Below are 26,307 nucleotides of genomic sequence, written 5' to 3'. Positions count from 1 at the left end.
ACAAAAAACATGTAAGGTGAAATAATATTATTAAAGAAGATGAAAACGAAGAGAATGAATAAGAAATTTAATTACCTGGTTATTCTAATATTAGTTTGTAGCTGGCAGACAAATAGTTCTGCCCAAGACTTGCACTTTTCACAATATTTCCATTCGCCGTTGCTGGTCAATCCAGCCAATACCGGGTTCATACCTGACGGTGAATATAGGGTAGGTATGAACTACCGAACGCAATGGGCAAATATTGGGAACCCTTATAAAACCTTTAGTGCCTTTGCTGACGGGCAGGTTTTTGGAGATCGTTTTGAAAACGGATGGATAGGTATTGGCGGAGCATTGTTAAGAGATGTTGCGGGTTCTGGAAATCTTACAAGCACACGTGCATTTGGATCTGTTGCCTATCACCAGGCTGTTGGCTTGGGAAGTTTGGTGAGTGCGGGTTTCAATATCGGCTGGACCAACAAGAGAATAGATTTTTCAAAGCTCACTTTCGATAACCAGTGGAACGGGAAATTCTTCGACATCGGCGCGCCAAGCGGTGAACCTTTTGCTGCAAACCAAGTCAATTATTTTTCACTTCAGGCGGGTTTAAACTACGCTTACTATCCCAATGAAAATACCTACTTAAATGTTGGTTTTAGCGCTTCTAATATCAACCGACCAAACGAATCTTTTTTTAGTCCCGGCCTGGTTGATACTCGCATTCCGACCCGCCTTACGACTTTTGTAAACGGAAGTTTTAGAGCGGGAGATGCATGGATTGTTAACCCGAACGTTTATGTAAGCAAGATGAGTACTGCATGGGAAGTGGTAGGTGGCGTAAATGGTCAAAGAAAGTTGAATGAAGATGGTAGCACGCAGTTGATTATGGGCGCTTATTACCGTGTTACAGACGCGATCATACCAATGGTTGGATTTGCACAAAGCGGGTACAGGCTTACATTTAGTTATGATGCCACCGCCTCTACTTTAAAAAATTATAACCAGACCCGCGGGGCTTACGAAGTATCAATTATTAAGCAAGGTTTAATTGATAAGTCAAGAGATCTTAAATGTCCTGCAGTCAGATTTTAGAATTAACGAATTTTGAAAATAGCATTAAAAAAAGTGAAGAGTAATCTTCACTTTTTTTATGTTCTCCACTATAGCGAAACGATTTCTAAGGAACGACCTGAAGGTATTTCTGGTTAAGATTTGAAACTTCCACCGATCCGTCTTCGTTTACCAGGTATATCTTAAAGTAAAGATCATTGATAGTAAAGTAGTCATTTAAGTTTTTAATGATAGCCTGGTATCGACCAACATTAGGAACAGCCATTGCTACCTCATTATTGTCGAAACTGCTAAAATTTACAAACGAATTAAAGAGCGCTTCTGTGAACCAACTTTTTGCCTGCACCGCTTTAGGAGCGACAGCATGCAAATGGTTTGGGTGATAATATGGAAAACCTTTCACCTCTATAATTTCTTTTTGAAAAAACTTAGACGCGATAATTATTCGTTCCGGCTTTTCTCCTTCTTTCGGTCTGTTTTCTTTCTGCACTTTATACCCGTTTTCTTTTAGGTAAGTCACCATACTTGAGTAGATAAACTCTTCAGAATACCATTCATTATTCTTTGAAGCTAAAGGAGAAAGTAGATTTGTTTCCATGTGATCGACGAGAATTATTACACTATCGTCCAATTAATAGTGCATATTTTATAAGACAAAAAAGCGTGCATTTCTGTTGCATGTGCAAACTACTTCTTATCCACTTTTTAACTAAATGTGTTTATATGTTTTCACCTCTTCTCATAATAAATCACATTCTCCAAATGGTAATGAGATAGGAAAATACTATTGCTTTTAGAAGCAAGAAAAAAAGCAAAATAGCGGGAAGCAGATGAACGAAATGCGTCGCAACAAAAGCCTCAACAAGGCACTATTGTACGTACCAAAATATCTTTCTATCTTGATTTAAACGAGTCTCCTTTATCTGTTGCTCATGGTTATTGCTGACAATATTCAATGTTTAAAAGCCGCTGTATGCATGTAATTAATAAGGCTGTCCCGGGAGTCTCTTCCCTCTTTTTCCTTTTTACCTCTATTGTTTTTTATTCTTGTTCTTGCAAACCTGTTATAAAATCATTTAAAGTAACCACGCATGATACTACCCAGGTTAGAAGAATGACGGCCGACGATACTTTAAAGGTTAATTGGGATGTAAAAGGTAAACCAACTTTATTGGTAAGTGAAACTGAACTGCCAGACTCAGGAGGAAGGGTGCTCGAAATGAAACTAGTAGTTGAGAAAAACGGAAAGGAAGTGAACCAGGTGGTGCAGGTAGAAATGCTTCCTAAAAACACCACAACTTCCATTACGTTTAGTACTGAGCTTAGAGGCGATACCCTGGTTGCAGAGGACGAAAAAAATCCGGGTGTGTGGGGAGACCGTTTCGAGGTGCTTTCTGTTTCTAATGCTTCAGGCCGACCATTAACTGTAACCCATGCGAACCGTACGGCCTCACTTAATAAATCTGAAATGTCTTCAAACGCCTTTGCTGGAACACCTGTAGAGGGAAGATGGATTTTTAAGTCGCTTCTAACCCAAGCCGAAAAGGGTGATCACTCTCTGTTACCCGAAAGGCTTACAATAAATGCAACCCTTACCTATAAAAGAAGATAAAATGGCAAATATCCTGGATAAAGTAAAAACGGTTGTTCTGTTGATGTTTGAAAACCGGTCGTTCGACCATATGCTTGGGCACCTTAGCTACGAAAAAATTAATAACCAGGTGGATGGATTGAAATCCCCGTTAAGCAATTTCAATAACATTTATAAGGGCGATACTTATAATGCTTTTGCAATGAAAGGCGATACTCAATTGCCTTTTGATTTACCTCACGAGTTAACTGACGTTTCAGTTCAAATGGCAAAATCGGGAGTGACGGGAAAATTTACAATGTCTGGCTTCGTAAAGTCTTATGCCGATACAACAAAACTGCCTCCAAATCCTCAATGCCAGCCAATGGGTTTTTTTAAATCAACCCAAGCCCCCATTACAAGTTTTTTGGCTAGTAGATTTTGTACCTGTGACCGTTGGTTTACACCAGTTCCTTCAAGTACACAGCCCAATAGAACGATGGCTTTTTTCGGCGACACATCTAACCACTTGACCCGCTCAGGTCTTATTAATATGGACAACAGTATTTTTGACTGGATGACCAAGGCCGGTATAAGATGGAGGGTATATCATGACGGACTTTCGTTTTTCGTTTTATACCCGAAGCTTTGGCATTTTGTTTTTGATAGCAATTTCAGGAAGTACGAAGATCTTGCTGGTGATATCTTACACGAACCCGAAGAAACTGCACCGCAGGTAATCATTGTAGAACCGTCGTACCAGGATGCACCTCACATAGGATCGGACAGGCCAAACGATAATCACGCTCCTTTGGCAATAGGGTGGGGTGAGGAATTTCTAAGAAATACTTATCGTGCGCTTATATCAAATACTAAAAAGTGGGAAGGCACGGTGATGATTACTTATTACGATGAACACGGTGGTTTTTATGATCATGTTGCTCCGCCGGCTGTTACCTATCAAACCAAGGCAAACCCACCTTTTTCGTTTGCCAGCCTTGGCCCTAGAATACCAGCTATTATTGCATCTCCACTAGTAAAGGCTGGATCGGTTTGTCACTCTCAATTTGATCATACCTCAGTCCTCAATTTTTTAGCGGAAAAATTTGCACCGGGAAAACCTGTTTCGGCAACAGTTACTAAACGTGCTGCACAGGGAATAGCCAGTATAACGGAAGCACTTACAAATAACATTCCCTGGGATCCGCCACAGCCTCCTACAACACCTATTATTGTACAAACTGCCTTAGGCCGAACCATACAAACAGCGCCGCAAAGTGATGTGGCAAAATCATTTGAAATTGCTGCAAATGAGATAATTCAGAAGCGGCCGGTTGATGCAAGGCGGGTCTACCCAGAACTCCTTTTGTGGAAGGAAGCTGTTTCAAAAGCGCGGAACGGATAGAAGAAGTAGGTATCACATATTTTGAGTAAATGACCTTTTTTCTTTAGAGACAATCACACTTTTATGCGATTGTCATCCCTTCATTGCTACTGTAAGTTTGCAATATCAAAATAACTGGTCATGAAAGCTACTATCACATTTACTTATCAATACATCCTGTTTCTGAGTATGACACTTATGCTTATACCTGCTAAAATTGTTCGTCCTTGTACCTTAAAAAATGAGATTAAGATTGAAAATAAAAAGCAGGCGGCAGTAGCGGTTGAAGCTTCTGCTGACTTGCTTCACGGCGAAATGCTGTTCCGTTTTTAATATCGGGAGATTCTGGGTGAAGGTTATGTTATAAAAAAAGAGGTGCTTCTAAATTAATAGAGGCACCTCTTTATTTATATCCTTAGGTTTCTTACTTATAAGTAGGAATAATGCTTTTTGCCAAATCAGTCATCTTATTAATTCCTTCCTGTGGCAAATTACCCTTTTTAAATTCAACGAGTAATTCAGGCATTCTGTTCTCTAGTTCAGTTAAAAAATGCTCTTCAAATTGCTTAACCTTCGAAACAGGCACTTCTCTCAACAAGCCCTGCGTACCAAGGTAAATAATCGCAACTTGCTTCTCAACCGGAACAGGAGCATACTGCAACTGCTTTAAGATCTCCACGTTACGAGCACCTTTGTCTAGTACAGCTTTCGTTGCGGGATCAAGGTCACCACCAAATTTAGAGAAAGCTTCCATTTCACGGTAAAGCGCCTGGTCAAGTTTCAAAGTACCAGATACTTTTTTCATCGACTTAATCTGCGCATTACCACCCACACGGCTTACAGAAATACCTACGTTAATCGCAGGACGAATACCCGCGTTAAACAAGTTACCCTCAAGGAAAATCTGGCCGTCAGTGATCGAAATTACATTTGTTGGAATGTAAGCAGATACGTCACCCGCTTGTGTTTCAATAATTGGCAAAGCAGTCAAAGAACCACCACCTTTTACAAGATGGCGAATGCTTTCAGGCAAATCGTTCATTTTTTGTGCAATGTCATCTTTCGAAATAACTTTTGCAGCTCTTTCAAGCAAACGACTGTGCAAATAGAATACATCACCTGGGTAAGCTTCACGTCCTGGAGGTCTTCTTAACAACAAAGATACTTCGCGGTAAGCCACAGCCTGCTTTGACAAATCATCATAAATGATTAGAGCAGGGCGACCGGTATCCCTAAAGAATTCACCCAACGCAGCACCAGCAAATGGTGCGTAGAACTGTTGAGGAGCAGGATCACTTGCAGAAGCAGCAACAATAGTTGTGTAAACCATTGCACCGTGTTCTTCCAAAGTTTTCATAACTCCGGCAATTGTACTTGCTTTTTGACCAATAGCTACGTAAATACAATACACGGGTTTACCGGCATCGTAAAATTCTTTTTGGTTAATGATAGTGTCTATACAAATCGCAGATTTACCAGTCTGACGGTCACCGATAACCAACTCACGCTGGCCACGGCCAATAGGGATCATTGCATCAATCGCTTTGATACCAGTTTGCAAAGGTTCTTTAACCGGCTCTCTGAAAATTACCCCAGGCGCTTTACGCTCCAAAGGCATTTCATATAGAGGTCCCGTAATAGGCCCTTTACCATCAATTGGTTCACCAAGCATGTTTATAACGCGTCCAGCCATACCGTCACCTACTTTAATAGATGCGATCTGACCTGTACGACGTACAGTAGAACCTTCCTTTACCTCATCCTGGTCACCCATCAATACCACACCCACATTATCTTCTTCAAGGTTAAGTGCAATGGCTTTTACACCACTTTCAAACTCAACCAACTCTCCACTACGTACATTATTCAATCCATATATACGGGCAATACCGTCACCTACCTGTAACACTGAGCCCACTTCTTCAAGATCAACCGAAGTACTAAAGCTGCTTAGTTGCTGCCTTAATATCGCTGATATTTCATCTGGCTTAATTTCAACCATATTACTATCGTTTTGCCCCAAACTCATACGAGCCCGGGAAATTTAGAAATTTATTTTGTCCCCAACTTTTGTTATCTAATCATCATCGTTGCGTCGCACCCTTGTACTATATCCGCCACATTATTCAATTTGCGGCATTGTTTAATTGTTTTTAGTACAACTTTCGGAAAACCAGAATTAGCCACTAAAACAATCAAACCTTCCACCACCTACCTGATCTGTTGCACATACATGTTCTTATCGAACTGCTTTTTGATGTCTCTCAACTCGCGCTGAATACTTGCGTCAACCAAATTGTTATTATACTCCAAAACAAATCCTCCAATCAGATCTTCGTTCACTACAGCCTCCAACTCTATTCTCTCAATAGGAGTTTGAGTTTTAATCTTACTTAAAATCTCGTTCTTTACCTCATCACTTAAAGGAGCAGCTGTAGTCAGCTTTATCTTATTAATACCTTTAATAACGTTGTACTGATCTATAAAAGCATCAACGATCTCAGGCAGATAAAACTCCCTGTTTTTGTTAATGAGCAACTGGTTAAAAGCAGCTGTTAACGTGCTTATTTTTCCAGTTGTTACTGCTGTCAGAGCATGACTTTTTTTATCAATTGGAATAACAGGACTTTTCAACAACGCAACAAAAGGTCTGCTTGCTTTACAAACTGCCTTCAAATATTGCATGTCGTTGTATACCGCTTCCAACTCATTTCTTTCCGTTGAAAGGTCTACAAGACTTTTTGCATACCGCCCAGCTAAACGTGGATTAAGCATATATTTTTTAGCTTTAAGCTATCGGCTGTAAGCATCAAGCTTGCGGCTTGTGGCTTATAGCTTGCGGCTATTGTGTTAATTAAGTTTTACAGCTTCTGCCTGTTGTCTGATAAATCCTTCCTGTTCTGCCCTATTCGCTAACTCACGACGAAGCACTTTTTCACTAACCTCGATCACAAGCTTGCCAACCTGGTTTTTTACATCAGTAAGGGCAGCATTTTTTTGTTGTTGAATTGCAATTTGAGCTTCAGCTAATATACGATCATATTCTACTCTGGCTTTTTCCTTTGCCTCGCTGATCATTTTAGTGCCTGTCTCTTTTGCCTCCTTTATCATAATAGCTCTTTCCTCGCGGGCTTGCGCTAACAATACTTCATTTTCGCTTTTCATCGCAGCCATTTCTGCCTTCATATCGGCAGCAGAAGAAATAGCAGCTGCAATACTTGTTTCTCTTTCTTTAAGAGAAGACAAAATAGGTTTCCAGGCAAACTTTCTTAAAACAAATAAAACAATCAAAAAAGCAATGAACGTCCAGAATATTAAACCGATGCCGGGTGATAACAGTTCCATTTAAGAAATTTGAAAAATTTGAAAATTTGGGAATTTGAAAGGACAGAGAAAAGCCGATTTCAAATTTTAAAATACTGCATCCTCCGCCCTGTGCTTAAGATGCAGTAAATAGTTTGTGCTTAAACCGGCTGATTATTTCAAAACAGCAAGAATACCTGCGATAACTGCGAAAAGGGCAACACCCTCAACAAACGCAGCAGTCAGGATCATGTTAGCACGAATGTCATTTGCAGCTTCGGGTTGGCGAGCAATAGATTCTACTGCACCACGACCAATCTGACCGATACCAATACCGGCACCTATTGCAGCCAGACCTGCGCCAATGGCACCACCTAAGTGCGACATTGAGAAATTATTTGCGGCATCATTAGTTACCTGCAAAAAAATGGTCATTAAAGACATACTGTTTGTTTTTGTTTATGATAAAAAAAATTATAAAGCGTACTCTTTTTCTCTGTGATCATGCGTCGGATGTGGATCGTGAGGTTGCTCATTATGATCCACATGCCCGGTTTCAAAAGCCTGGCCAATAAATACTGCAGTCAGGTTGGTGAATATGAACGCCTGGATAAAAGCGACCAGAATTTCAATGAAATAAATGAACACCGTGAAAGCAAGAGATAGTGGTGAAAAACCAAGACCAGCTCCAATATTCATTGCGCCAAATATAAATATGAGTGCAATGAAACAAATGATTACGATGTGACCAGCTACCATATTTGCAAAAAGACGTATCATTAAAGCAATTGGCTTAATAAATATCCCTGCAAATTCTACCGGTATTAAAATAACTTTTACAAAAAATGGTACTCCCGGAGGCCAGAATATATGACCCCAGAAATGACTATTGGTGCTAATAAGAATAACAATCATTGAAATGAAAGCCAGAACAAGGGTAAATGCAATGTTGCCTGTTACGTTTGCAGACCCAGGGATCAACCCTATTAAATTATTGATTAGTATAAAAAAGAAAACGCTAAGGAGGTAAGGCATATACTTCTCGTATTTACTTCCAAGGTTAGGTTTGCCTACTTCGTCTCTAACAAAAGTAATAACGGGCTCAACAGCATTCTGAAAGCCAGAGGGTGCTTTCGAGGTACCATTAGCTTTATACTTTTTAGCCACATTAATCATTACCAGCAATAAAAGAAGAACGGCTATAAACATTTGAACGACGTTCCGAGTAAGCGAGAAGTCCATAACACTAACCGACTCATCAACGTTCCCGTTCTCATCTACTGGAACGACCTTATCGTTCACCATTTTATACCCACCATATTGCGCGTGGCCATGTTCGAACCTGGAAGACATAAAGGCATTGAAACCTCTTTGTGGAGAATATAAAATGATAGGTAAGGGGATAGAAACAGTATGACCTCCTATTTCCGCCAAATGAAACTCGTGGTTATCGAGCACGTGTTCCATAATAATCTTTGCCGCATCCATCTTTTCCTCGTCATGTACTGTAGTACCTTTTTCAGTCACCTCAGCTCCATGCTGACCAAAGGCCATATTAGATAATAATAATATGGAGAGACTGAAAGCCGCCACCAGAAAAGATTTCACGCATTTTGCTGACATACCCATCCTAAATTTTGCGCAAAGATAAGGGTAAGAGAGAGAAAAACGGAAAATGAAGAAGTGAAAAAAGCCAAATATTACAACTTGTTTTGATCTTTAAGAAGCCTTTTTATTTTCTTTAAATAAGCAACAATAACTCATCGGTCCATAGTAGATTAATGTTTTACTATTTCGAAGTAAGAGTAGTTACTCCCGTAGCATTTCTATATGTGGGATATCATCCTCGAGGTACATATCGCTTATTTGCTTAAAACCAAAAGACTGGTAAAAACCTTTCAAGTATAACTGCGCTCCTATTTGGATGGGTTGTTTTCCAAAGAGCCGGTCGCATTCTTCTATGGCCTTTGTCATCAAAGATTTTCCAAAACCGGTCTTACGGTGAGCAGGCGAAGTAATGACGCGTCCAATGGAGATTTGTGGATAAGAGACGCCACCGGGGACCAATCGGGCATAAGCAACTAGTTCGTTATTGATAGTTCCACTTAAGTGGTAGCATTGCTGATCTTTGTTATCAGCGTCCTGGAACACGCAATTTTGCTCGACGACAAACACTTCGTTACGCAATTTTATAATTGCATATAATTCATGCGGACTCAATTCATCGAAAAATTTGCACACCCATGTTATTGCCTGCATTTAGTGGACATTTTCCTTTATGAATTCAACCGTCTTGCTATAAGTATCTGCCAGGTTTTTACCGTACCAGCCGTGTCCTTCAGATGCATAAGAGGTCATCTGAACCTTTACATTATTTGCCAGCAATTTAGCTTTTAGTGCGTTTGATTGAGCTATCGGAACAATTATATCATTGGTTCCATGAAATATACAAGTAGGAACTGTTTGTGCACTTACGAAGTTTACGGGACTTGCCTGCTGGTAAATGCTCGCACCGGATGCAAGGCTCTTTCCTAATAAACTTGTAAGTACATATCGTACTTGTTGAGGAACAGGATGATTGCTATAAAGGTCCTTTAAGTCTGTTGGACCGAACAAATCAACCACGGCCTTAATTTTTCCTTCGTTATTATTTTTATAAGCGTGAAGCAAGGCCAAGTGCGCACCGGCGCTCGCGCCAATCAGACAAATCTTATTTGCGTTTATTTTATACTCATCGGCATGGCTGTCAATAAAGTTCAAAGCGCTTTTTATGTCGCTCATCTGGTCTGTAAGCCCCCTTGCACTTTTATTGACCAAACGATAATTCATATTAAATATAGCATAGTCAGGAAGTTTTGCATGGATGGCCGCTATCGCGTCATTAAACTCACTTTTGTCACCTCCGACCCAACTTCCACCGTGTATAAAAAGAATCGCTTTTGTATTCGTTGTATCTCTGGCTGCCGGTAAATAAAAATCTAGCTTTTGCGCCGTATCCGTTCCGTAAGAAACATTTTTCATATCTAACTTGGCAACTGCTGAGTCTTTTGTTTCACCTGCTTTGTTTCCCTTGTTACAAGAAGTAATTGTTGAAAAATAAGACAACACGATGAGAAAAGTAAAAGCAGTAAAATTCATTTTAATTTTTGCCTGTAGCCGGCAAAAGTACTGCCAAAAGGTAGGGCTTACATGAGGATTAATAACTATAGATGTTAAAAATCGAATAAACAAAAAAGGAGGAAATACAGTTATTAATAGCTGCATTTCCTCCTTTAAAAGATTGCTTTTTACCTACCTACTGCTGGTACTACCGGCAAGCTTTCATTTCCGTTTTCTGATACGGATTGCACTGCAAAAAAGTAATTGTCTTTTGAATAGGGCAATTTGATATTGGTATCAGCAGTAAATATTTTCTTCTGCCAGGTAGGAGACGTGGTTTCGCGGACAAGCACATAATAACCTTTAGTCTTTCCGGAGGCTGATTGTTTCCAATTTAGAATGGTGTAGTTAGTTAAATTCTTTACATCCACTTTTACCTCTTGCGGCATCGAAGGACCTTTAGCGAGGTTGGCAAGATTACAAAGGTTCATCGCTGTGTTCTTCCGCAGGTATTCAAAATCCATAAACTCCATAAGATCGCCATATTGAATTCCATTTTCCTTTCTTACATTTTGATGCTGATGATAATAGTTCTCATTCATTTCTGTAATGCGTACAGCAGCAAAACCATTTTCAACATAAGGAGTATGATCACCGCCACGAAGGAAACGGTCGTTGCGGTAGACCATTACTACGTTCAGATTATCAACATACCGCTCACCCACTTCTTTTACGTAGCGGGCTAACTGTCTCGCCTTACCGTCATTTTCCAATCCCAACTGCCTGATCATTTTACCATTTTTGTCAAGCTCGTATGCAGGTAGTCCCTCACTAAAGACCCTAATTCTTGTGTTATCAATAATATTGGTTTCGCTGCTATTATTGCTTCCCATGATATCATTGTTCAAAACCGCTTCAATATTCCAATTTTCTTTTTTGGCTTTATTTGCCATAAATGTTGCGCCCAACAAACCCTGTTCTTCCCCTGCTACTGTAATGAAAATGATAGTTGCCGGAAACGAATGACCGCTCATAATTCTCGCGCATTCCATTACAGCTGCTGTACCACTACCGTCGTCATTTGCTCCGGGGGCATCCCCCGTGCGATCCATTACACTTGTGCGCATATTATCCATGTGGCCGCTTACAAGAAAAATACGTTTATCATTAGGGTCGGTGCCTTTTAGAGTGGCTACTACATTTCCTAAATTGATGGCTGTGTCAACTCTTTTGCCATCGGGGGCATAAGTCGTAGTGTCGATAATAGCTGTTAGCCTTCCACCTGAATTTTTAGCAAACTGATTAAACCTGCTTAGGATCCAGTTTCTCGCAGCACCAATACCACGCTTTGGATCTTTTTGAGTGCTTAATGTATTTCGGGTACCAAAAGCGACCAGGGATTTAATGTAAGATTGGATTGAGTCTGCAGATACCTCTTTTACCATTTGCTCAATTTCAGGATCTCTTTGCACGGTTGTTTGTGCAAACAACGTTGAATGGAAAAGAACCAGTACAGCTATAGATATTTTTTTCATTTTCATAGATTGTTCGCGAAGGTAATCATCAATAAGAAATGGGGGGTTAGAGTTAGCAGTTTAAACAAATTCAAGATGCATTTGCAGAAACACTAATATTATCAACGAAGGTCAACTTAAAAAAATGTGGAGTGGGCGACCGGCTAGTAATTGTATTTGTCGCCCCACTTTTCTTTCAGGTACTTTCTAAGTTCATTCTCCCTTGCGTTAGCACCGGGATTATAAAACGTAGTGTTGGAAAGCGGTTCGGGTAAATACTCCTGGTCAGCGAAATTTCCGTGGTAAGAATGTGCGTACTTATAGCCTTTGCCATAGTCCATATTCTTCATCAACTTGGTTGGAGCATTGCGAATATGCAACGGAACCGGGAGATCACCGTGTTTAGTGACTGCTTCCTGCGCCATTCCTATCGCCTCATATGACGCATTGCTTTTTACACACGAAGCAAGATAAGTAGCGCACTGCGATAGAATGATGCGGCTTTCAGGATAGCCTATTTTGGCAACTGCTTCAAACGTTGCATTAGCCAGTAGCAAAGCATTTGGATTAGCGTTACCGACATCTTCGCTTGCAAATATCAGCATCCGTCTTGCGATGAATTTTACGTCTTCCCCACCCTCAATCATTCGGGCTAACCAATAAACAGCTCCATTAGGATCACTTCCTCTCATACTTTTAATAAAGGCCGAAATAATATCATAATGCTGCTCGCCCTGTTTGTCATACAATGCAATTTTCTTTTGCGCAACCTGCATTACAAATTCATCTGTAATGGTCACTTTTTCGCCTGCAGCGTTTGCTACCAATTCAAAAAGGTTTAGCAGTTTCCTGGCATCACCTCCCGAAATATTTATCAATGCTTCAGTTTCTTTCAGCTCTATTGATTTGCTCTTTAGCCAATCGTCTTTTAGCATTACTTCTCTTAGTAGGGCAATTAATTCTTCGTTTCTTAACGGTTTTAGCACGTACACCTGGCAACGGCTAAGCAAAGCCGAATTGACTTCAAAAGAAGGATTTTCCGTGGTAGCGCCAATAAGTGTAATAATGCCTTTCTCTACGGCTCCAAGCAGCGCATCTTGTTGACCTTTGTTAAAGCGGTGTATTTCATCAATAAATAAAATGGCTTTTTCCTTTTCCCTGGCTTGCTCTATTACTTCGCGTACATCTTTCACCCCACTGCTGATAGCACTTAGTTGATAAAAAGAGACTTCTAATGTGTGAGCGATAATATTCGCAATGGTTGTTTTTCCAACTCCCGGTGGTCCCCACAAAATCATAGATGGAACGTTTCCGTTTTCTATGGCTGTTCTCAATATGCTCCCTTTTCCGGTGAGGTGTTGTTGTCCTGCCAATTCATCAAGAGAACGCGGACGCATTCTTTCTGCAAGAGGTATAGAAGGCTGGTTCATATTATAAAGTAACAAAAAAAGCACCCTGAAGGTGCTTTGAAAATAGGCTTAGCTATTGAAAAAATTCTTTGTGTTTTTTAATTAGGGCAAAAGTCCATAGAATGTGCGCCAGCAAAACAACTGCATATACAAGCATCACGTAACAAAAAGTAATGATGGTTTTTAAAGGCATCGTGATACCAAAGTTTTTAACTGCGTCTACAAAAGGTTGTGGATTTGCTAACAGAGGAGTTATGCCAATAATAGAAATGAAGCAGAAAATAAGTGTAACAATGCCGTTTACCCTAACCCAATCACGCAGACTATGACTAACTATTTTTTGTTGTTGTAAGACTTCTCTTCTAAACTTAAAACTAAACCACGAATACAAGATCACTGCTACCATCATAAATCCGGACAGCATTGTTTGGGCAGAAGAAATTAACATTGGAATGCTTCCTAAGAGTGAGATAGTAAGCATTAGCGCAACTGTATTTATAATGAGACTTAGAATTCGATATATTATTGTCATGTATGTTTTTTTGATTCATGCTTCTCATCGTCCGAAAGATTAAACTCTTAAGATAGTAGAATAACTAAATCGCTAATCTTATGCTCTTTACAATCACTAACCGACTGAAGAACTGGAAGCATTAATTTTTGATAGTCTGGGATCATAATAATTATTTCAGATCCAGCTTTATCTGCAGTTCATCAAACTGCTTTGTATCAATGGCGCTTGGGGCATCTAACATTACATCGCGGCCACTGTTGTTTTTAGGGAAGGCAATGAAATCACGAATGCTTTCACTTCCTCCCAGGATTGCACATAGCCTGTCAAATCCAAATGCAATTCCACCATGAGGTGGCGCGCCGTACTCAAAGGCACCAAGAAGAAATCCGAATTTGTGTTGTTGCTCCGCTTCGTCCATACCTAGGGCGGCAAACATTTTTTCCTGTAAATCGCGTTGAAAAATCCTAATCGATCCGCCACCAATTTCATTGCCATTTAAAACCATATCGTATGCATTGGCTTTAATATTGGAATAGGGATGATTCAAATAATCTGCAGCATTTTCAATCACAGGATTGTTATCGATCATTGTAGCGATTTGGTCAGGCTTTGGAGAAGTAAACGGATGGTGACGCGCTACCCAGCGGTTATCTTCTTCCGCATATTCAAACAACGGAAAGTCAAGCACCCATAACAACTTAAACTCATTGTCTTTTCTAAGGCCAAGCCGTTTGCCCAATTCCATCCGAAGGTCGCTCGTTGCTTTCCGGGTTTTTTGTTCACGTCCCGCTAATACCAGCACCAGGTCTCCCGGCTTGCCATCACAGGTAGCAGCAATGGTTTTCAGTTGCTCTTCGTTAAAGAATTTGTCTACGCTGCTTTTTACAGTTCCATCAGCATTTAGCTTTATAAATACCAAACCTTGCATTCCTATTTGCGGACGCTTTACCCATTCGGTTAATTCGTCCGTTTGCTTACGCGTGTAATCGGCACAACCGGGAACAGCAATTGCTAATACAGTTTCTGCATTGTCAAAAACAGCAAAGCCCGTAGCGCCTGAGGCAAAAGGGGAGTTTTGAAGTTCTTGCTGGTGAGAAGGATAAGCTGTTGCAGGAACTTTTAAGTTCCCTATTTTCATTTTAAAACGGATGTCGGGCTTATCGTTTCCATATGTCCACATGGCATCCTCCCAGGTCGTACGTTCAACTGTTTCTGTGTAGTCTATTCCTTTTACCTCTTTGAAGATCGATTTGATCAATCCTTCAAACATGTTTAGGATATCTTCCTGCTCTACGAAAGCCATCTCGCAATCTATCTGCGTAAACTCTGGCTGGCGATCTGCACGCAAGTCTTCATCTCTAAAACATTTTACTACCTGGTAGTAACGGTCATATCCACTCACCATTAGCAATTGCTTGAAGGTTTGTGGCGACTGTGGCAAAGCGTAAAATTGCCCTGCATTCATTCTGGAGGGAACTACAAAATCCCTCGCACCTTCCGGAGTTGACTTAATTAAAAAAGGTGTTTCAATATCCATGAAACCTTTTTCGTGCAGGTAATTTCTTGCAGCGCGATTAACAGCGTACCGAAGTTCAAGATTGCGTTTTACAGCATTGCGACGAAGATCGAGATAGCGGTACTTCATTCTAAGGTCATCTCCTCCATCGGTGTCGTCTTGTATGGTAAATGGAGGAACCGCTGATTTATTGAGAATTTTAAACTCGGACACTATCAGCTCAATTTCACCTGTAGCAATATTGGTGTTCTTGTTACTGCGTTCGTTTACCTTGCCCGTGGCCTGCAGCACAAACTCACGACCTAAAGGCTGTTCGTCCAATTGCTGGTTGAGGCTTTCGTTGAATAAAAGTTGGGTAATTCCATACCGGTCACGAAGGTCAACGAAAGTGATGCTACCGAATTTGCGGACAGTTTGCACCCATCCTGCGAGGGTAACTGTTGTTCCTGCATCTGTTAGTCTGAGTTGTCCGCAGGTATGTGTTCTGTACATATTGTATGATTAAGCCCTGACTCCCAAAAGGGAGAAAATGAACTAGGTTTTTTGTGTGATAATTCCCAGGGAGATTATGTAATTTATTTTTAGAGCGGCAAATATAGCTATAGTTTGTTTGTCACCGTTATTGCCGCGCGCAGCAAAAGGTACATGCATGAGGAGATTTTGCTTGTACGAAATATTGCCTTAAAAACATTTAAAGCGAGGCGACCCGAAATATGTCTTGACTAAGTAGTGATGAGGTGAGGAATAAACCGGCTTTGATTATCTGTAATTAAAGTTTTTGATTCCCTTATGCCCATGCCCGCAGGCTCTTGTCCTATTACCCAGCTTCCTACGACAGGATGATTTCCGTCAAAGTTCGGAAGTGAAAATAGCTCCTGGAAAATGAAGCCTTCTTTACCATATTCACCTTCTGACGATTGAAGGGTTTCACCTGCTTGTACAATGTTTATATTGGCTCCTTCGCGGCTAAGTATCGGCTTTTTAACGAAATTGGTTAGTTTCCCAGGCTCGAAAAAAGCAGGTAAGAGGTTTGGATGTTCCGGGTACAATTCCCATAGAATCGAAAGAATTGCTTTGTTTGATAAAAGCATCTTCCACGCAGGTTCGATCCAGAAGGGGCGATTAACATCGAGCAAAATGCTTTTTCCGAAATCATCCGCTACGATCCATTCCCACGGGTATAATTTGAAAATGTTTTTCATCGGCTCGTCCTCCATATCCACAAACATTCTTGAATGATCGTCCCAACCGATATCGTCTATAAAAATTAGTTTAGTTTCCAGTCCGGCTTGAATTGCGCAGTCGCGGATGTACTCAGTATTTGTAAGGTCTTCAAGCGTTTCTTTGAGACAGGTAAAATGTACAGGTGCAGGATAGAGATACGTCTTTAAATGTTTCCAGTAAGCAATTAGCTTTTCGTGAATACTGTTGAATTGATCTTTGCTTTTATCAAAATCCTGCAGCCAAAACCATTGAACTATTCCGGCTTCGTATAGGCTGGTAGGTGTATCGGCGTTGAACTCCAGCAACTTGATCTCGCCGTTTTTAACGCAAAAGTCAAAACGACCATAAATAGCTGGATGGTCCTCTGCCCAGGTCTTTTCTATATAAGGGACGAGCCAATCTGCTATGCCGAACTTGTTGTACAATCTATTATCAATTACATGCTGAACTGTGCCAAGGCACAGATCCCACAATTCAGCGGTTGCCGTTTCGATTTTCAATACCTCATCCATGCTGAATTCGTAGTATGCACTCTCATCCCAATAAGGTACGTTGGTAGTATGAAAACCAAACCCAAGCTTTTCTACTTCTGCCTGCCAGTTATTACGAGGATCGATTGTTTTTCTAATCATTTTGTGTGTTATAAGCGTGTATAAAATTAGAGGAAACACGCAATTAAATCCGACAATACTTTAAATGATAATCATTGCAATTCCAGGTTGGGGCTAAACTGTTTTCTTGGGTTTTATTACCGCTTTCACTGCTCCGGGTATTGTTGCTGTAGAAGTGTGCGACGCAACAAAATTTTAATAGATTTATATTGCCGGGCTTATAAAAATATTTTAAAACGAACCTGTGACTTCCAAGCTTTTGTTATTTGCGCTGTTTGTAGTTTGTATGTTACTGATGTCGATGAACTACAGGAAGCGGCGAAAAAAAATCGTCTTTTTTGGTGACTCCATAACGGAGCAGGGAGCAAGGCCAGGAGGCTACATAAAGCAACTTCAATACCTATTGCACGACGCTGCGGTAGAAGAGGATTATGAGCTGGTTGGGGCTGGTGTTGGAGGAGATAAGATTTACGATTTGTACCTGAGGCTGGAGGAGGATGTGCTTGCAAAAGGTGCAGACATCATAGTAATTTTTATTGGCGTAAATGACGTGGGTCATAAATTTTCGATACTTACCGGAACTGACATTAAAAGGTTTGAAGCTTTTTACATTGCTATTATAGAAAAGCTTCTTTCTGCCAAAATAAAGGTCGTGTTGTGTACCCCTTTGCTGATAGGTGAAAACCCGGCATTCAATCGCCCTGAGGATAAAGAATTAGACCTCTATTCAGATCTGATAAGATCGCTTGCAACTCAATACGACCTCGCTCTTGTGGACTTGAGGAAAGCGGCTACTTCATACAACATTGCCCATAATATAGAAAATGTGGACGCGGGCATTTTGACTTTTGATAAAGTGCATTTGAACCCCAAAGGCAATGCGCTCGTCGCGGCCGAGATGTGGGAGGTTTTGAAAGAGATTAAGTAGTAATCAGTTTCTTTAATAATTCTGACACTTCTTTCGGCCGATCCATAACCATTACGTGTTCTCCGTCTTTAATGGCGTAGTCTGCTTTTACATATCTATAAGGGAGGAGTTTATCTGCGGTGCCGTGAATATGCACCACATTTGGAGGAACCGTGGTGTTGCGCCAGTTGACTACTGCGTCCATTGCCCATCGTGTAAAGACAGCGTCCGATTCTTTCATGATCTGAAGCTGTAACTTTTTTTGCTCTGTGCCTTTCGCTCCCAGTATACTCAGTACAAAATTGCCTGCACTATTTTTTATTTTATTGGAATGAAATTTATAAATCGGGAAATGACGCCAGAACCTTAAGTAGTTAGGTATTTCGAGGTAGGTTTTTGAGCTGGCGATAACAATAACCTTGGTGCGAGGATGGCGCTTGGCTATCTCTGTAGCAAGCATACCTCCGAAAGATAATCCTACTATCGTGGCCTCTTCATCTTGTATGCATGCAAACAACTTTTCAGCATATGAAGGAAGCGTTTCTTTAAGCGAAGGCGTAACCCAATCAATAAATACCGGCTGGCAAAAGCTGAGATCCAAAAATGAAAAGGCCCTGCTATCTGCACCTAAGCCCGCTATAAAGTATACTTTTTTCATTCGGCTAAAGTAGCAATGTTTATGCCTTTAAAACCGGATGCTATCGTCTTAGAATAAACCTTTTTACGACCTTTTTTCCGTCAAGGAAAAATCATTTTGTCTGTTGGTCGCGATGTTTTTCAGGTTCACCTCAAATGAATATACAAGGCAAATACGAAGGTTAGCTTTACTCTATCGAAATAAAAAAACAATTATAAATAAACTAAAAAACAACAATCATGAAAAAGTTATTCATCGCAGCTTTAGTAGCTCTTACCATCTCAACCAGCGCATTTGCACAAGACGTAAATCAAATCGATCCTAAAGCAGTACAAAACTTCGAAGCGACTTTTGTCGGCGCTTCTAAAGTAGAATGGACCTCAAAAGAAAGTTTTACAAAAGCAAGCTTTTTACAGGACGAACAAAAAGTGGAGGTTTTTTACAATCCTGATGGAGATTTAATTGCTACTACTAAACAAGTAAAAATGGAAGAACTGCCAACGTTTGTAAAAAGAACTTTCACAAAAAAGTACAGTGACTACAACGTAACAGAAGCTTTTAAATTTAATGCTGATGCTGAAACAAATTATTTTGTTGCAGCCGAAAACGACAAAGAAAGCATTGTTTTAAAAGTTGCCAATGGATCTATTTCTGTCTACAGCAGAACAAGCAAAATTTAAAAATATTATTCGTTAAAAGAGAAAGCCCGGGCATTGTCCCGGGCTTTCTCTTTTGACCTAATTTTCTAGGACACTTTTACCAAATAGTAATTTGTCTTGCCTTTTTGTACAAACAAATATTTTTCATTTATAAACTGTGATAGATCAACTTTCTTAGAAAGGTCTGTAACTTTTTGTTTATTAAAACTTATTCCGCCGCCTTGTATCATTTTCTTGGCTTCACCTTTACTTGGTAAAATGCCGGTTTCTGCTAAAAACGTAACTACGTCAGGATTTGTAGTGGTAAGGTGTTCTTTGCTGACTTCAACTGCAGGAACTCCTGTTAAAGTAGCGTCCAATTCTTTTGCAGATAGTGAAGCAATTATTTGCATCGTGTCTTTGCTAAATAAAAGTTCAGTTGCACGAACTGCCTTTTCCAAATTTTCTTTGCCATGTACAAAAGCAGTCACTTCTTCGGCAAGTCTTTTTTGAAGGCCGCGCTGATGCTCGTTGCCACTGTGAGCGCCTAGAACATCGTCGACTTCCTGCTGAGTGAGGAAAGTAAAAATCTTTGTGTAACGCGCAGCATCAGCATCAGTAGTATTTAGCCAAAACTGGTAAAACTCGTAAGGAGATGTTTTTGCAGGATCAAGCCACACGTTTCCTTTTTCGCTTTTGCCAAACTTGCTTCCATCGGCTTTGGTGATTAGCGGACAGGTAAAGGCAAAGGCTTCTCCGCCTGCTTTACGCCGAACGAGTTCTGTGCCTGTTACGATATTTCCCCACTGGTCGCTTCCGCCCATTTGCAGCTTGCAATTCTTATTGCTGTATAGATAGTAAAAATCGTAGCCCTGCACCAGTTGGTAAGTAAACTCGGTGAAGCTCATTCCAGTTTCTCCCTCAAGCCTTTTTCTTACACTGTCTTTCGCCATCATATAATTAACGGTGATGTGCTTGCCAACATCTCTTATAAAATCCAGGAACGAAAAGTCTCTAAACCAGTCATAGTTATTGGCCATCTCAGCAGCATTAGGTTTCGACGGTTCAAAGTCGAGGTATTGTTCCAGCTGCTTTTTTACGCCCGCAACATTGCGTTGCAAAATGTCTTCACTTAAGAGGTTTCTTTCTTCACTTTTTCCGCTTGGGTCGCCCACCATTCCTGTTGCTCCGCCAACCAGTGCAACCGGTTTATGCCCCGCTTTTTGTAGGTGGACGAGTAGTAAAATCGGCACGAGGCTTCCTATATGCAGGCTATCGGCGGTCGGGTCGAAGCCGATATATCCTGTCGTCATTTCTTTCAAAAGCTGTTCTTCAGTTCCAGGCATTATGTCCTGTATCATACCTCTCCACCGTAACTCTTCAATTAAATTCATGGCATTTTTTTGACTTCGGCAAATGTAAAGCAGATACTGTATTGATGCTATCAAAAACAGCCGATGGCGATGGAGGACCGTTGCTGGGATTAATTTGGTAGTCGGCAATCGCTTCGATATGACTTTTCTTGCGTCGCACTCTTGGGCAGTTCGTTCTTTATTCGGCGCGGTGCGACAGCTTTTGGAGTTTTTAAAAAAAGCTGCCATAAAGTTCAAAGTACAAGAGTGTGACACAAACGGAGCTGAAGCATGGACTACTGGTGGCTACCAATAGATCTTTCAAATCTTATGGCTAAAGAATCCAAGGTTGCCACCCGGCTTCGCCAGGATTGAAATAGAGAGATCGATTTGAAATAGAATCACGATTTATTCGTTCTAAAGAGTTAGCGTTATAAAGTTGCTGATCATGAGCCGAAAGTTGGGTTGGTTATTTCTTAGTCTTTTTATGTCCTCTTTTGCCATAGGTCAGGGCTATCTATTTCACAACGAATGGATCGATTACAATAAAACTTACTACAAGTTTAAGGTAATGGGGTTCGGCAGCGACAACGTGGGATCGCCTACCAGGAATGGTATGGTGAGAATTCCTTTTTCAACACTTACCTCAACCGGCTTAGCCGCCACTGCTGCTGAAAATTTTCAGTTATGGAGAGACGGCGAAGAAGTTCCCATCTATGTTTCCAAGCCCTCGGGATTGTTGGGCAGTACAGACTATATAGAATTTTTCGGAGAGATCAACAATGGCAAGCTAGACAAGGAACTTTATCGAAACCCTGACTACCAGCTAAATGACAAGTGGAGCCTTCAAACGGATACAGCCGCTTATTTTCTTACGGTCAATACCAGTTCTGCTAATAAGCGACTGACGCCTTCGAGCAATAATACTATTCAAAACACATTGCAGCCGGAGAACTATTTTATGCACACGGTCGCGAGGTATTTTAGAAATAATATCTCTAACGGTTTTGCAGCTACGCTGGGTAAAAACTTGTATTCGTCTTCTTACGACAAAGGTGAGGGTTGGGTAAGCCGGGCAGTAAGGCCGGTTGCGGGCTGTGGCTCTGCTACGTTGCCGCAGGGTTTTTCGGGTCTCAATGCCTACCTGCAAGGGCCGATGGCAACTGTACGGGTAAACGTTGTAGGTGATGCGCAAAACAGTCGAAGCGTAAGGATAAATGTAAACGCCGACTCCATCACTACTTTCCAGATGGACTATATCAACTACGTAAAGGCTGAGGAACTTGTTGATGTAAATAAATTAAGCTCAGGAATTGCCACAGTGTACGTAGTTAATCAAAGCCCTAACGGTTGCGACGAAATGCGTGTCGCTTCCGTGGAGATCACGTACCCAAGAGTATTTAACATGGGTGGCTCTTCGATGATGAAGTTTCCACTCGATGCGTCTTCTAGCGGTCGCTACCTCGCTATAACTAATTTTAATCACGGCGGTGTTCCTCCTGTGATATACGACCTGGCGAATAACAAACGCTACGTCGGAGATATCTCTAATCCGGATACTGTAAAGGTGGTGCTCGATCCTTCAACTGTATCGTATGATCTTGTGCTTACTACCCAGGCAGGAAATTATTTCAAGACCATTTCAACGACTGAAAAAAGAAACTTTACAAATTTTAATGACCCCGCCAATCAGGGCAATTACCTCATTATAAGTAATCCACTTATTTACGGCAATGGCGCTTCAAATTATGTGCAGCAGTATAGTGAGTACCGGTCTTCTTTGGCAGGAGGCTCATACAATGCAAAAGTGATTGACATCAACGAGTTGGTGGACCAGTTCGCCTGGGGAATAAAGAAGCATCCGTTGTCAGTTAAAAACTTCTTACGCTATTCTACAAATACATTCGCCGACGCTCCAAAGTTTGTCTTTCTTATAGGCAAAGGAGTTGTGTACAGCGACTATCGGGGAAATGAAAGTAATGCGCTTGCAGATCAATTAAACCTCGTTCCAACATATGGAAACCCTGCCTCTGATAACCTGCTAGCTTCGAATGATTTTAGGGCAATTCCTGCAATTCCTATAGGACGGTTATCTGCTGTGACTGCGCAGGAAGTAGGTGATTATTTGTTGAAAGTAAAGCAACACGACTCCGCCCAACGTAGTCCAACCCAAACCATCGAAGCGAAAGGATGGATGAAGAATGTCATCCAGATAGCGGGAGCAAACGACCTGAATACCGGTGACCAAATTGATCGTTACCTCGAGTCGTACAAGAAAATTATTGCTGACACGGCTTTCGGGGCAAACGTAAAAACGTTTAGTAAATCAGCCAACCCGGAAGGATATCCTGAAGCTGTTAATTCTTTCAAACAAATTTATGAAACCGGTGCCTCGCTCATTAGTTATTTCGGACATTCTTCCAGCACCAATCTTGACTTCAATCTTGACAACCCGGAGAATTATAACAACCAGGGAAAATACCCTGTTTTTATTGCAAACGGTTGCAGCGCCGGGGACCATTTTCTTTTTGAGCCTGCCAGGTTGACGAACAAATCTACCATTTCAGAAAAGTTTATTTTAAGTCCTCAAAGGGGTGCTATCGGCTACCTCGCGAGTACCGGCTTTGGGGTTGTGAATTACCTCAATTTATACACGCTTGATTTGTATAAAGCGCTTGGACAAACAAGGTATAATCAAAGCGTTGGGACGGTTATAAAAGAAGCGATTGCTACGACTTTAAATGCTACAAATCCCAACGATTATTATAGTCGCGTTCATTCTGAGCAATACGCGTATCATGGTGATCCTGCAATTATAATTAATGCTTCAAACTTGCCTGATTATGTAGTTGAAAAGTCACAGATGCAGGTGAACCCTTCTTTTGTTTCGGTTGCTGATAGCAGTTTCAAAGTGAAAGTAAAACTCAACAATATTGGTCGCGCTACAAATACTCCGGTCACGATCAGAATTAATCGCGAAATTCCAACAGGTGAAATTTTTACTGTTCTCACTAAAACATTTTCCTCTATCAATTTCATTGACTCTGTTGAAATAGATGTACCCGTAATAGCAAGCCGGGATAAAGGCGTGAACAAAATAACTGCCTTTGTAGATTATAATAATACAACAAGCGAATTGAGCGAGGATAATAACTCTGCAACAATTGAAGTGTCGATTTCTGAAGACGAGATAAAACCGGTTTTCCCTTATAACTATTCGGTTATTACCTCGCCTGATATCAAGCTTACTGCTTCTACGGTAAACCCGTTTAGTGTAGTAAAGGATTATCTGATGGAACTTGATACTACGGCTTTATTCAATTCTCCTGTTAAAATAGTTAAAACCTCTACAGCTCCAGGGGGAGCGATAGAGTTTGATCCGGGTATACTGTATCAGAATGGGGTGACTTATTACTGGAGGGTTGCACCGAAATCTGTGACCGAGTTCCATTGGAAAAATTCTTCTTTCACCTACCGAAGCAAAGCAATAGCAGGTTTCGAACAAGGGCATCTTTACCAACACTTACAATCGCAGTTAACGAGATTGACGTTGGACAGTGCCTCCCGTAAATTTTCTTACAAGAGCAAATCTCACAACCTGTTCATTACAAATTCGGTGTATCCATACAGCGGAGCAGAGAATGAACATTTCAGTATTTCGGTAGATGGTTCAAATTATATTCAAAGCGCTTGCGTAGGTCATTCTGTTATTTTCAATGTATTCGACTCGCTTACTTTTTTGCCTGTAAAAAATCTCACAAATCCCTTTGGTGCAGGAGCTGTATGTGATGCCGGCCGCGAGTATAATTTTGAATACGAATACTTGACTGCCAAAACTCGTAAGAACGCGCTTGATTTCTTAGATGCTATTCCCAAAGGTTCTTATGTTGCCGTAAGACTTATTCTTGATGAGCCTTACAATACGTTTGCAAAAAATTGGGCAGCGGATACTTCCTTGTATGGCAAAGGCAACTCCTTGTATCATCGCTTGAAGAGCTACGGATTTAAAGCCATTGACTCCTTTTATTATGCGCGCACATGGGCCTTTGTCTTCAAGAAAGGAGATACCACTTTCACCCCTTCTTATGCAATGAGCAATGGTATTTATGATCGAATAACCTTGTCGGTAAATTGTACTACACCTAACCAACAAGGTTTTATCAATTCGCCCGTTTTTGGCCCGGCAAAAGAATGGAAGAACGTTTATTGGACAGGATCCCGCGACGAATCGAACAACGACGTTCCCGTAGTAAACGTGTATGGAATTAAGAAAGACAACAGCGACACGTTGTTGTATACACTCGACTCTTCCGTGCACTCGTTTGACGTTTCCGGTTTGGATGCAGCAAAGTATCCCTACATAAGGTTGCAAATGAACAATGCCGATTCTGTTACGGCAACGCCTTATCAACTGGCTAAATGGGGAGTAGCATATGTGCAGGTTCCCGAAGGTGCGATTGCTCCAAACCTTTACTACAATATTCCTGATACAGTAGGTACACTAAATAAGGCTGCTTACAATGGTATTCTTAATGTAGGATTTGCCTTTAAAAATGTTTCAAAGGCAAACTTTGATAGCTTAAGTGTGAAGGTTGTTTTATATGATGCTTCTAATAACTCTTTTGTTTATCCTACTCAGAAATTACGTCCGTTAGTTGCCGTCGATACTCTTCATGCAGACCTTGCTTTAGACGTAAGTTCTTTAAGTGGATGGTACAATTTATACGTCGAGATGAACCCCGAGACAGGTCACCAACCGGAACAATTCAGCTTTAATAATTTTCTTTATAAATATGTCTACGTCGACCGTGGCCAAGTAATGCCGGTAACGCTTGTTGATTTTAATGCAGTTTTGCAAAACAGCGTGGTAAAGACTTTTTGGTCAGTCGCAGCGGAGGCGAATATGAAGCAGTATGAAGTTCAGTACAGCACTACAGGCAGCAACTTTGCCAGCTTTGGCATTGTTGAGCCACAACGAACTTCTGTTGCTAACGATAAAAATTACTCATTCCTGCACCAGAGCCCATTGTTGGGTAAGAACTACTACCGGCTAAAAATGTTGGATAATGATGGCTTGGTAAAATATTCAAGTGTAAGGCTGGTAACGGTGGCAAGTGGAGTGACTATACAGGTTTACCCTAATCCTGTAAAAGACATTTTAAACATTAGTGTAAGCAGGCAGGATGGAAAGGTTGCTGATGTAAGAATATTGAATGTTTTTGGTCAGCAGTTGTGGCAGAAGAAAATAAACGGAACCGTACAGGTTAACATGAAAACGTGGGCAAGCGGTACTTATGTTGTAAAGATCAACGAAGGAAATGTGGTAAGTACTTATAAGGTTCAGAAGCAGTAAAAGAGTGTTGTCTTGTGGTTCTGGTTGCTACATCTTTTGCCTTTTTATAAAATCAGGCATCTTTTTTTTGAAAGTATAAAGGGTTGGACTTTTTGGGTTCACAGGAACTAAGGCCGGCGGTTTGAGTAGATCATATAGAGTATTGAAGATTTTAACTAAGCGACGAATAAAAGGCAAGAGCACACGAGGCGACGCGACGAGTGTAAAGGAGTATTCCAAAGCC

The 26,307-nt window shown here is 40.9% G+C and carries 22 protein-coding genes; 7 read left to right on the top strand and 15 right to left on the bottom strand.

Features of this window, described 5'->3' with window-relative positions; translation table 11 throughout:
• The first annotated feature begins 54 nt into the window (after nucleotides 1–54).
• Nucleotides 55–1,074, top strand: coding sequence for a PorP/SprF family type IX secretion system membrane protein (locus SAE01_RS09365; protein WP_147203494.1), 1,020 nt, complete (start codon nucleotides 55–57; stop codon nucleotides 1,072–1,074).
• A gap of 85 nt (nucleotides 1,075–1,159) precedes the next feature.
• Here the strand turns inward: SAE01_RS09365 and SAE01_RS09360 are convergent, their stop codons facing one another.
• On the bottom strand, nucleotides 1,160–1,651 hold the full coding sequence (locus tag SAE01_RS09360) for a hypothetical protein (RefSeq protein WP_147203493.1): 492 nt from the start codon (nucleotides 1,649–1,651) through the stop codon (nucleotides 1,160–1,162).
• 375 nt (nucleotides 1,652–2,026) lie between these two features.
• On the opposite strand from SAE01_RS09360, the gene SAE01_RS09355 reads away from it, so the two are divergent.
• From SAE01_RS09355 to SAE01_RS09345, 3 genes are all read left to right on the top strand, one after another.
• Nucleotides 2,027–2,665 (top strand): hypothetical protein, encoded by a 639-nt coding sequence (locus SAE01_RS09355; protein ID WP_147203492.1) that lies wholly within the window; start codon nucleotides 2,027–2,029, stop codon nucleotides 2,663–2,665.
• A gap of 1 nt (nucleotide 2,666) precedes the next feature.
• Nucleotides 2,667–4,028 carry an alkaline phosphatase family protein gene (locus SAE01_RS09350; RefSeq protein WP_170234125.1) on the top strand — a complete coding sequence of 454 codons (1,362 nt, stop codon included), beginning with the start codon at nucleotides 2,667–2,669 and terminating at the stop codon, nucleotides 4,026–4,028.
• Nucleotides 4,029–4,148: 120 nt separating this feature from the next.
• Nucleotides 4,149–4,340 (top strand): hypothetical protein, encoded by a 192-nt coding sequence (locus tag SAE01_RS09345; protein ID WP_147203490.1) that lies wholly within the window; start codon nucleotides 4,149–4,151, stop codon nucleotides 4,338–4,340.
• A gap of 91 nt (nucleotides 4,341–4,431) precedes the next feature.
• Here SAE01_RS09345 and atpA read toward each other — a convergent pair whose 3' ends face one another.
• The 12 genes from atpA to SAE01_RS09285 all read right to left on the bottom strand — a co-directional run bounded on the left by atpA (nucleotide 4,432) and on the right by SAE01_RS09285 (nucleotide 17,218).
• On the bottom strand, nucleotides 4,432–6,009 hold the full coding sequence (gene atpA, locus SAE01_RS09340) for a F0F1 ATP synthase subunit alpha (RefSeq protein ID WP_147203489.1): 1,578 nt from the start codon (nucleotides 6,007–6,009) through the stop codon (nucleotides 4,432–4,434).
• Between the two features lie 209 nt (nucleotides 6,010–6,218).
• On the bottom strand, nucleotides 6,219–6,782 hold the full coding sequence (atpH, locus tag SAE01_RS09335) for an ATP synthase F1 subunit delta (RefSeq protein WP_147203488.1): 564 nt from the start codon (nucleotides 6,780–6,782) through the stop codon (nucleotides 6,219–6,221).
• Nucleotides 6,783–6,857: 75 nt separating this feature from the next.
• Nucleotides 6,858–7,352, bottom strand: a complete 495-nt coding sequence (gene atpF / locus SAE01_RS09330; protein ID WP_147203487.1) for a F0F1 ATP synthase subunit B — start codon at nucleotides 7,350–7,352, stop codon at nucleotides 6,858–6,860.
• Between the two features lie 132 nt (nucleotides 7,353–7,484).
• Nucleotides 7,485–7,754, bottom strand: a complete 270-nt coding sequence (gene atpE / locus SAE01_RS09325) for an ATP synthase F0 subunit C (RefSeq protein ID WP_147203486.1) — start codon at nucleotides 7,752–7,754, stop codon at nucleotides 7,485–7,487.
• Between the two features lie 30 nt (nucleotides 7,755–7,784).
• Nucleotides 7,785–8,933 carry a F0F1 ATP synthase subunit A gene (gene atpB, locus SAE01_RS09320; RefSeq protein ID WP_147203485.1) on the bottom strand — a complete coding sequence of 383 codons (1,149 nt, stop codon included), beginning with the start codon at nucleotides 8,931–8,933 and terminating at the stop codon, nucleotides 7,785–7,787.
• Between the two features lie 186 nt (nucleotides 8,934–9,119).
• Nucleotides 9,120–9,569: a GNAT family N-acetyltransferase gene (locus tag SAE01_RS09315; protein ID WP_147203484.1), complete on the bottom strand. Its 450-nt coding sequence runs from the start codon at nucleotides 9,567–9,569 to the stop codon at nucleotides 9,120–9,122.
• On the bottom strand, nucleotides 9,570–10,448 hold the full coding sequence (locus SAE01_RS09310; RefSeq protein WP_170234124.1) for an alpha/beta hydrolase: 879 nt from the start codon (nucleotides 10,446–10,448) through the stop codon (nucleotides 9,570–9,572).
• Nucleotides 10,449–10,597: 149 nt separating this feature from the next.
• A complete protein-coding gene (locus tag SAE01_RS09305) occupies nucleotides 10,598–11,944 on the bottom strand; it encodes a M20/M25/M40 family metallo-hydrolase (protein ID WP_246113194.1) in 1,347 nt (448 codons plus the stop codon).
• A gap of 143 nt (nucleotides 11,945–12,087) precedes the next feature.
• Nucleotides 12,088–13,353, bottom strand: a complete 1,266-nt coding sequence (locus SAE01_RS09300) for a replication-associated recombination protein A (protein ID WP_147203481.1) — start codon at nucleotides 13,351–13,353, stop codon at nucleotides 12,088–12,090.
• Between the two features lie 52 nt (nucleotides 13,354–13,405).
• Nucleotides 13,406–13,864: a hypothetical protein gene (locus SAE01_RS09295; RefSeq protein WP_147203480.1), complete on the bottom strand. Its 459-nt coding sequence runs from the start codon at nucleotides 13,862–13,864 to the stop codon at nucleotides 13,406–13,408.
• A 151-nt stretch (nucleotides 13,865–14,015) separates the two neighbouring features.
• Nucleotides 14,016–15,854, bottom strand: a complete 1,839-nt coding sequence (gene aspS, locus SAE01_RS09290) for an aspartate--tRNA ligase (RefSeq protein ID WP_147203479.1) — start codon at nucleotides 15,852–15,854, stop codon at nucleotides 14,016–14,018.
• A 230-nt stretch (nucleotides 15,855–16,084) separates the two neighbouring features.
• Nucleotides 16,085–17,218, bottom strand: a complete 1,134-nt coding sequence (locus SAE01_RS09285; protein ID WP_147203478.1) for a glutathionylspermidine synthase family protein — start codon at nucleotides 17,216–17,218, stop codon at nucleotides 16,085–16,087.
• 223 nt (nucleotides 17,219–17,441) lie between these two features.
• Between SAE01_RS09285 and SAE01_RS09280 the strand changes: the two genes are divergently transcribed.
• Complete coding sequence (locus SAE01_RS09280; RefSeq protein WP_218029123.1) at nucleotides 17,442–18,125, top strand: SGNH/GDSL hydrolase family protein; 684 nt, start codon at nucleotides 17,442–17,444, stop codon at nucleotides 18,123–18,125.
• Here SAE01_RS09280 and SAE01_RS09275 read toward each other — a convergent pair.
• Nucleotides 18,118–18,762: an alpha/beta fold hydrolase gene (locus SAE01_RS09275; RefSeq protein WP_147203477.1), complete on the bottom strand. Its 645-nt coding sequence runs from the start codon at nucleotides 18,760–18,762 to the stop codon at nucleotides 18,118–18,120. The genes SAE01_RS09280 and SAE01_RS09275 overlap by 8 nt on opposite strands.
• A gap of 218 nt (nucleotides 18,763–18,980) precedes the next feature.
• Between SAE01_RS09275 and SAE01_RS09270 the strand changes: the two genes are divergently transcribed.
• Complete coding sequence (locus SAE01_RS09270) at nucleotides 18,981–19,421, top strand: hypothetical protein (RefSeq protein ID WP_147203476.1); 441 nt, start codon at nucleotides 18,981–18,983, stop codon at nucleotides 19,419–19,421.
• A gap of 65 nt (nucleotides 19,422–19,486) precedes the next feature.
• On the opposite strand, the gene tyrS is transcribed toward SAE01_RS09270, so the two are convergent.
• On the bottom strand, nucleotides 19,487–20,773 hold the full coding sequence (gene tyrS, locus SAE01_RS09265; protein ID WP_147203475.1) for a tyrosine--tRNA ligase: 1,287 nt from the start codon (nucleotides 20,771–20,773) through the stop codon (nucleotides 19,487–19,489).
• Between the two features lie 406 nt (nucleotides 20,774–21,179).
• Here tyrS and porU2 point away from each other — a divergent pair, with 406 nt between their 5' ends.
• On the top strand, nucleotides 21,180–26,084 hold the full coding sequence (gene porU2, locus SAE01_RS09260; RefSeq protein ID WP_147203474.1) for a putative type IX secretion system sortase PorU2: 4,905 nt from the start codon (nucleotides 21,180–21,182) through the stop codon (nucleotides 26,082–26,084).
• Nucleotides 26,085–26,307 lie beyond the last annotated feature (223 nt).

Source organism: Segetibacter aerophilus (assembly GCF_007991655.1).
Lineage (GTDB): Bacteria > Bacteroidota > Bacteroidia > Chitinophagales > Chitinophagaceae > Segetibacter > Segetibacter aerophilus.
The sequence above is the reverse complement of the archived record's forward strand: the minus strand, read 5'-3'. Positions and strand labels throughout refer to the sequence as shown.

Coding starts and splice junctions, on each gene's coding strand:
- SAE01_RS09365 (WP_147203494.1), top strand. CDS start 55: ATGAATAAGAAATTTAATTACCTGGTTATTCTAATATTAGTTTGTAGC.
- SAE01_RS09360 (WP_147203493.1), bottom strand. CDS start 1,651: ATGGAAACAAATCTACTTTCTCCTTTAGCTTCAAAGAATAATGAATGG.
- SAE01_RS09355 (WP_147203492.1), top strand. CDS start 2,027: ATGCATGTAATTAATAAGGCTGTCCCGGGAGTCTCTTCCCTCTTTTTC.
- SAE01_RS09350 (WP_170234125.1), top strand. CDS start 2,667: ATGGCAAATATCCTGGATAAAGTAAAAACGGTTGTTCTGTTGATGTTT.
- SAE01_RS09345 (WP_147203490.1), top strand. CDS start 4,149: ATGAAAGCTACTATCACATTTACTTATCAATACATCCTGTTTCTGAGT.
- atpA (WP_147203489.1), bottom strand. CDS start 6,009: ATGGTTGAAATTAAGCCAGATGAAATATCAGCGATATTAAGGCAGCAA.
- atpH (WP_147203488.1), bottom strand. CDS start 6,782: ATGCTTAATCCACGTTTAGCTGGGCGGTATGCAAAAAGTCTTGTAGAC.
- atpF (WP_147203487.1), bottom strand. CDS start 7,352: ATGGAACTGTTATCACCCGGCATCGGTTTAATATTCTGGACGTTCATT.
- atpE (WP_147203486.1), bottom strand. CDS start 7,754: ATGTCTTTAATGACCATTTTTTTGCAGGTAACTAATGATGCCGCAAAT.
- atpB (WP_147203485.1), bottom strand. CDS start 8,933: ATGTCAGCAAAATGCGTGAAATCTTTTCTGGTGGCGGCTTTCAGTCTC.
- SAE01_RS09315 (WP_147203484.1), bottom strand. CDS start 9,569: ATGCAGGCAATAACATGGGTGTGCAAATTTTTCGATGAATTGAGTCCG.
- SAE01_RS09310 (WP_170234124.1), bottom strand. CDS start 10,448: ATGAATTTTACTGCTTTTACTTTTCTCATCGTGTTGTCTTATTTTTCA.
- SAE01_RS09305 (WP_246113194.1), bottom strand. CDS start 11,944: ATGAAAAAAATATCTATAGCTGTACTGGTTCTTTTCCATTCAACGTTG.
- SAE01_RS09300 (WP_147203481.1), bottom strand. CDS start 13,353: ATGAACCAGCCTTCTATACCTCTTGCAGAAAGAATGCGTCCGCGTTCT.
- SAE01_RS09295 (WP_147203480.1), bottom strand. CDS start 13,864: ATGACAATAATATATCGAATTCTAAGTCTCATTATAAATACAGTTGCG.
- aspS (WP_147203479.1), bottom strand. CDS start 15,854: ATGTACAGAACACATACCTGCGGACAACTCAGACTAACAGATGCAGGA.
- SAE01_RS09285 (WP_147203478.1), bottom strand. CDS start 17,218: ATGATTAGAAAAACAATCGATCCTCGTAATAACTGGCAGGCAGAAGTA.
- SAE01_RS09275 (WP_147203477.1), bottom strand. CDS start 18,762: ATGAAAAAAGTATACTTTATAGCGGGCTTAGGTGCAGATAGCAGGGCC.
- SAE01_RS09270 (WP_147203476.1), top strand. CDS start 18,981: ATGAAAAAGTTATTCATCGCAGCTTTAGTAGCTCTTACCATCTCAACC.
- tyrS (WP_147203475.1), bottom strand. CDS start 20,773: ATGAATTTAATTGAAGAGTTACGGTGGAGAGGTATGATACAGGACATA.
- porU2 (WP_147203474.1), top strand. CDS start 21,180: ATGAGCCGAAAGTTGGGTTGGTTATTTCTTAGTCTTTTTATGTCCTCT.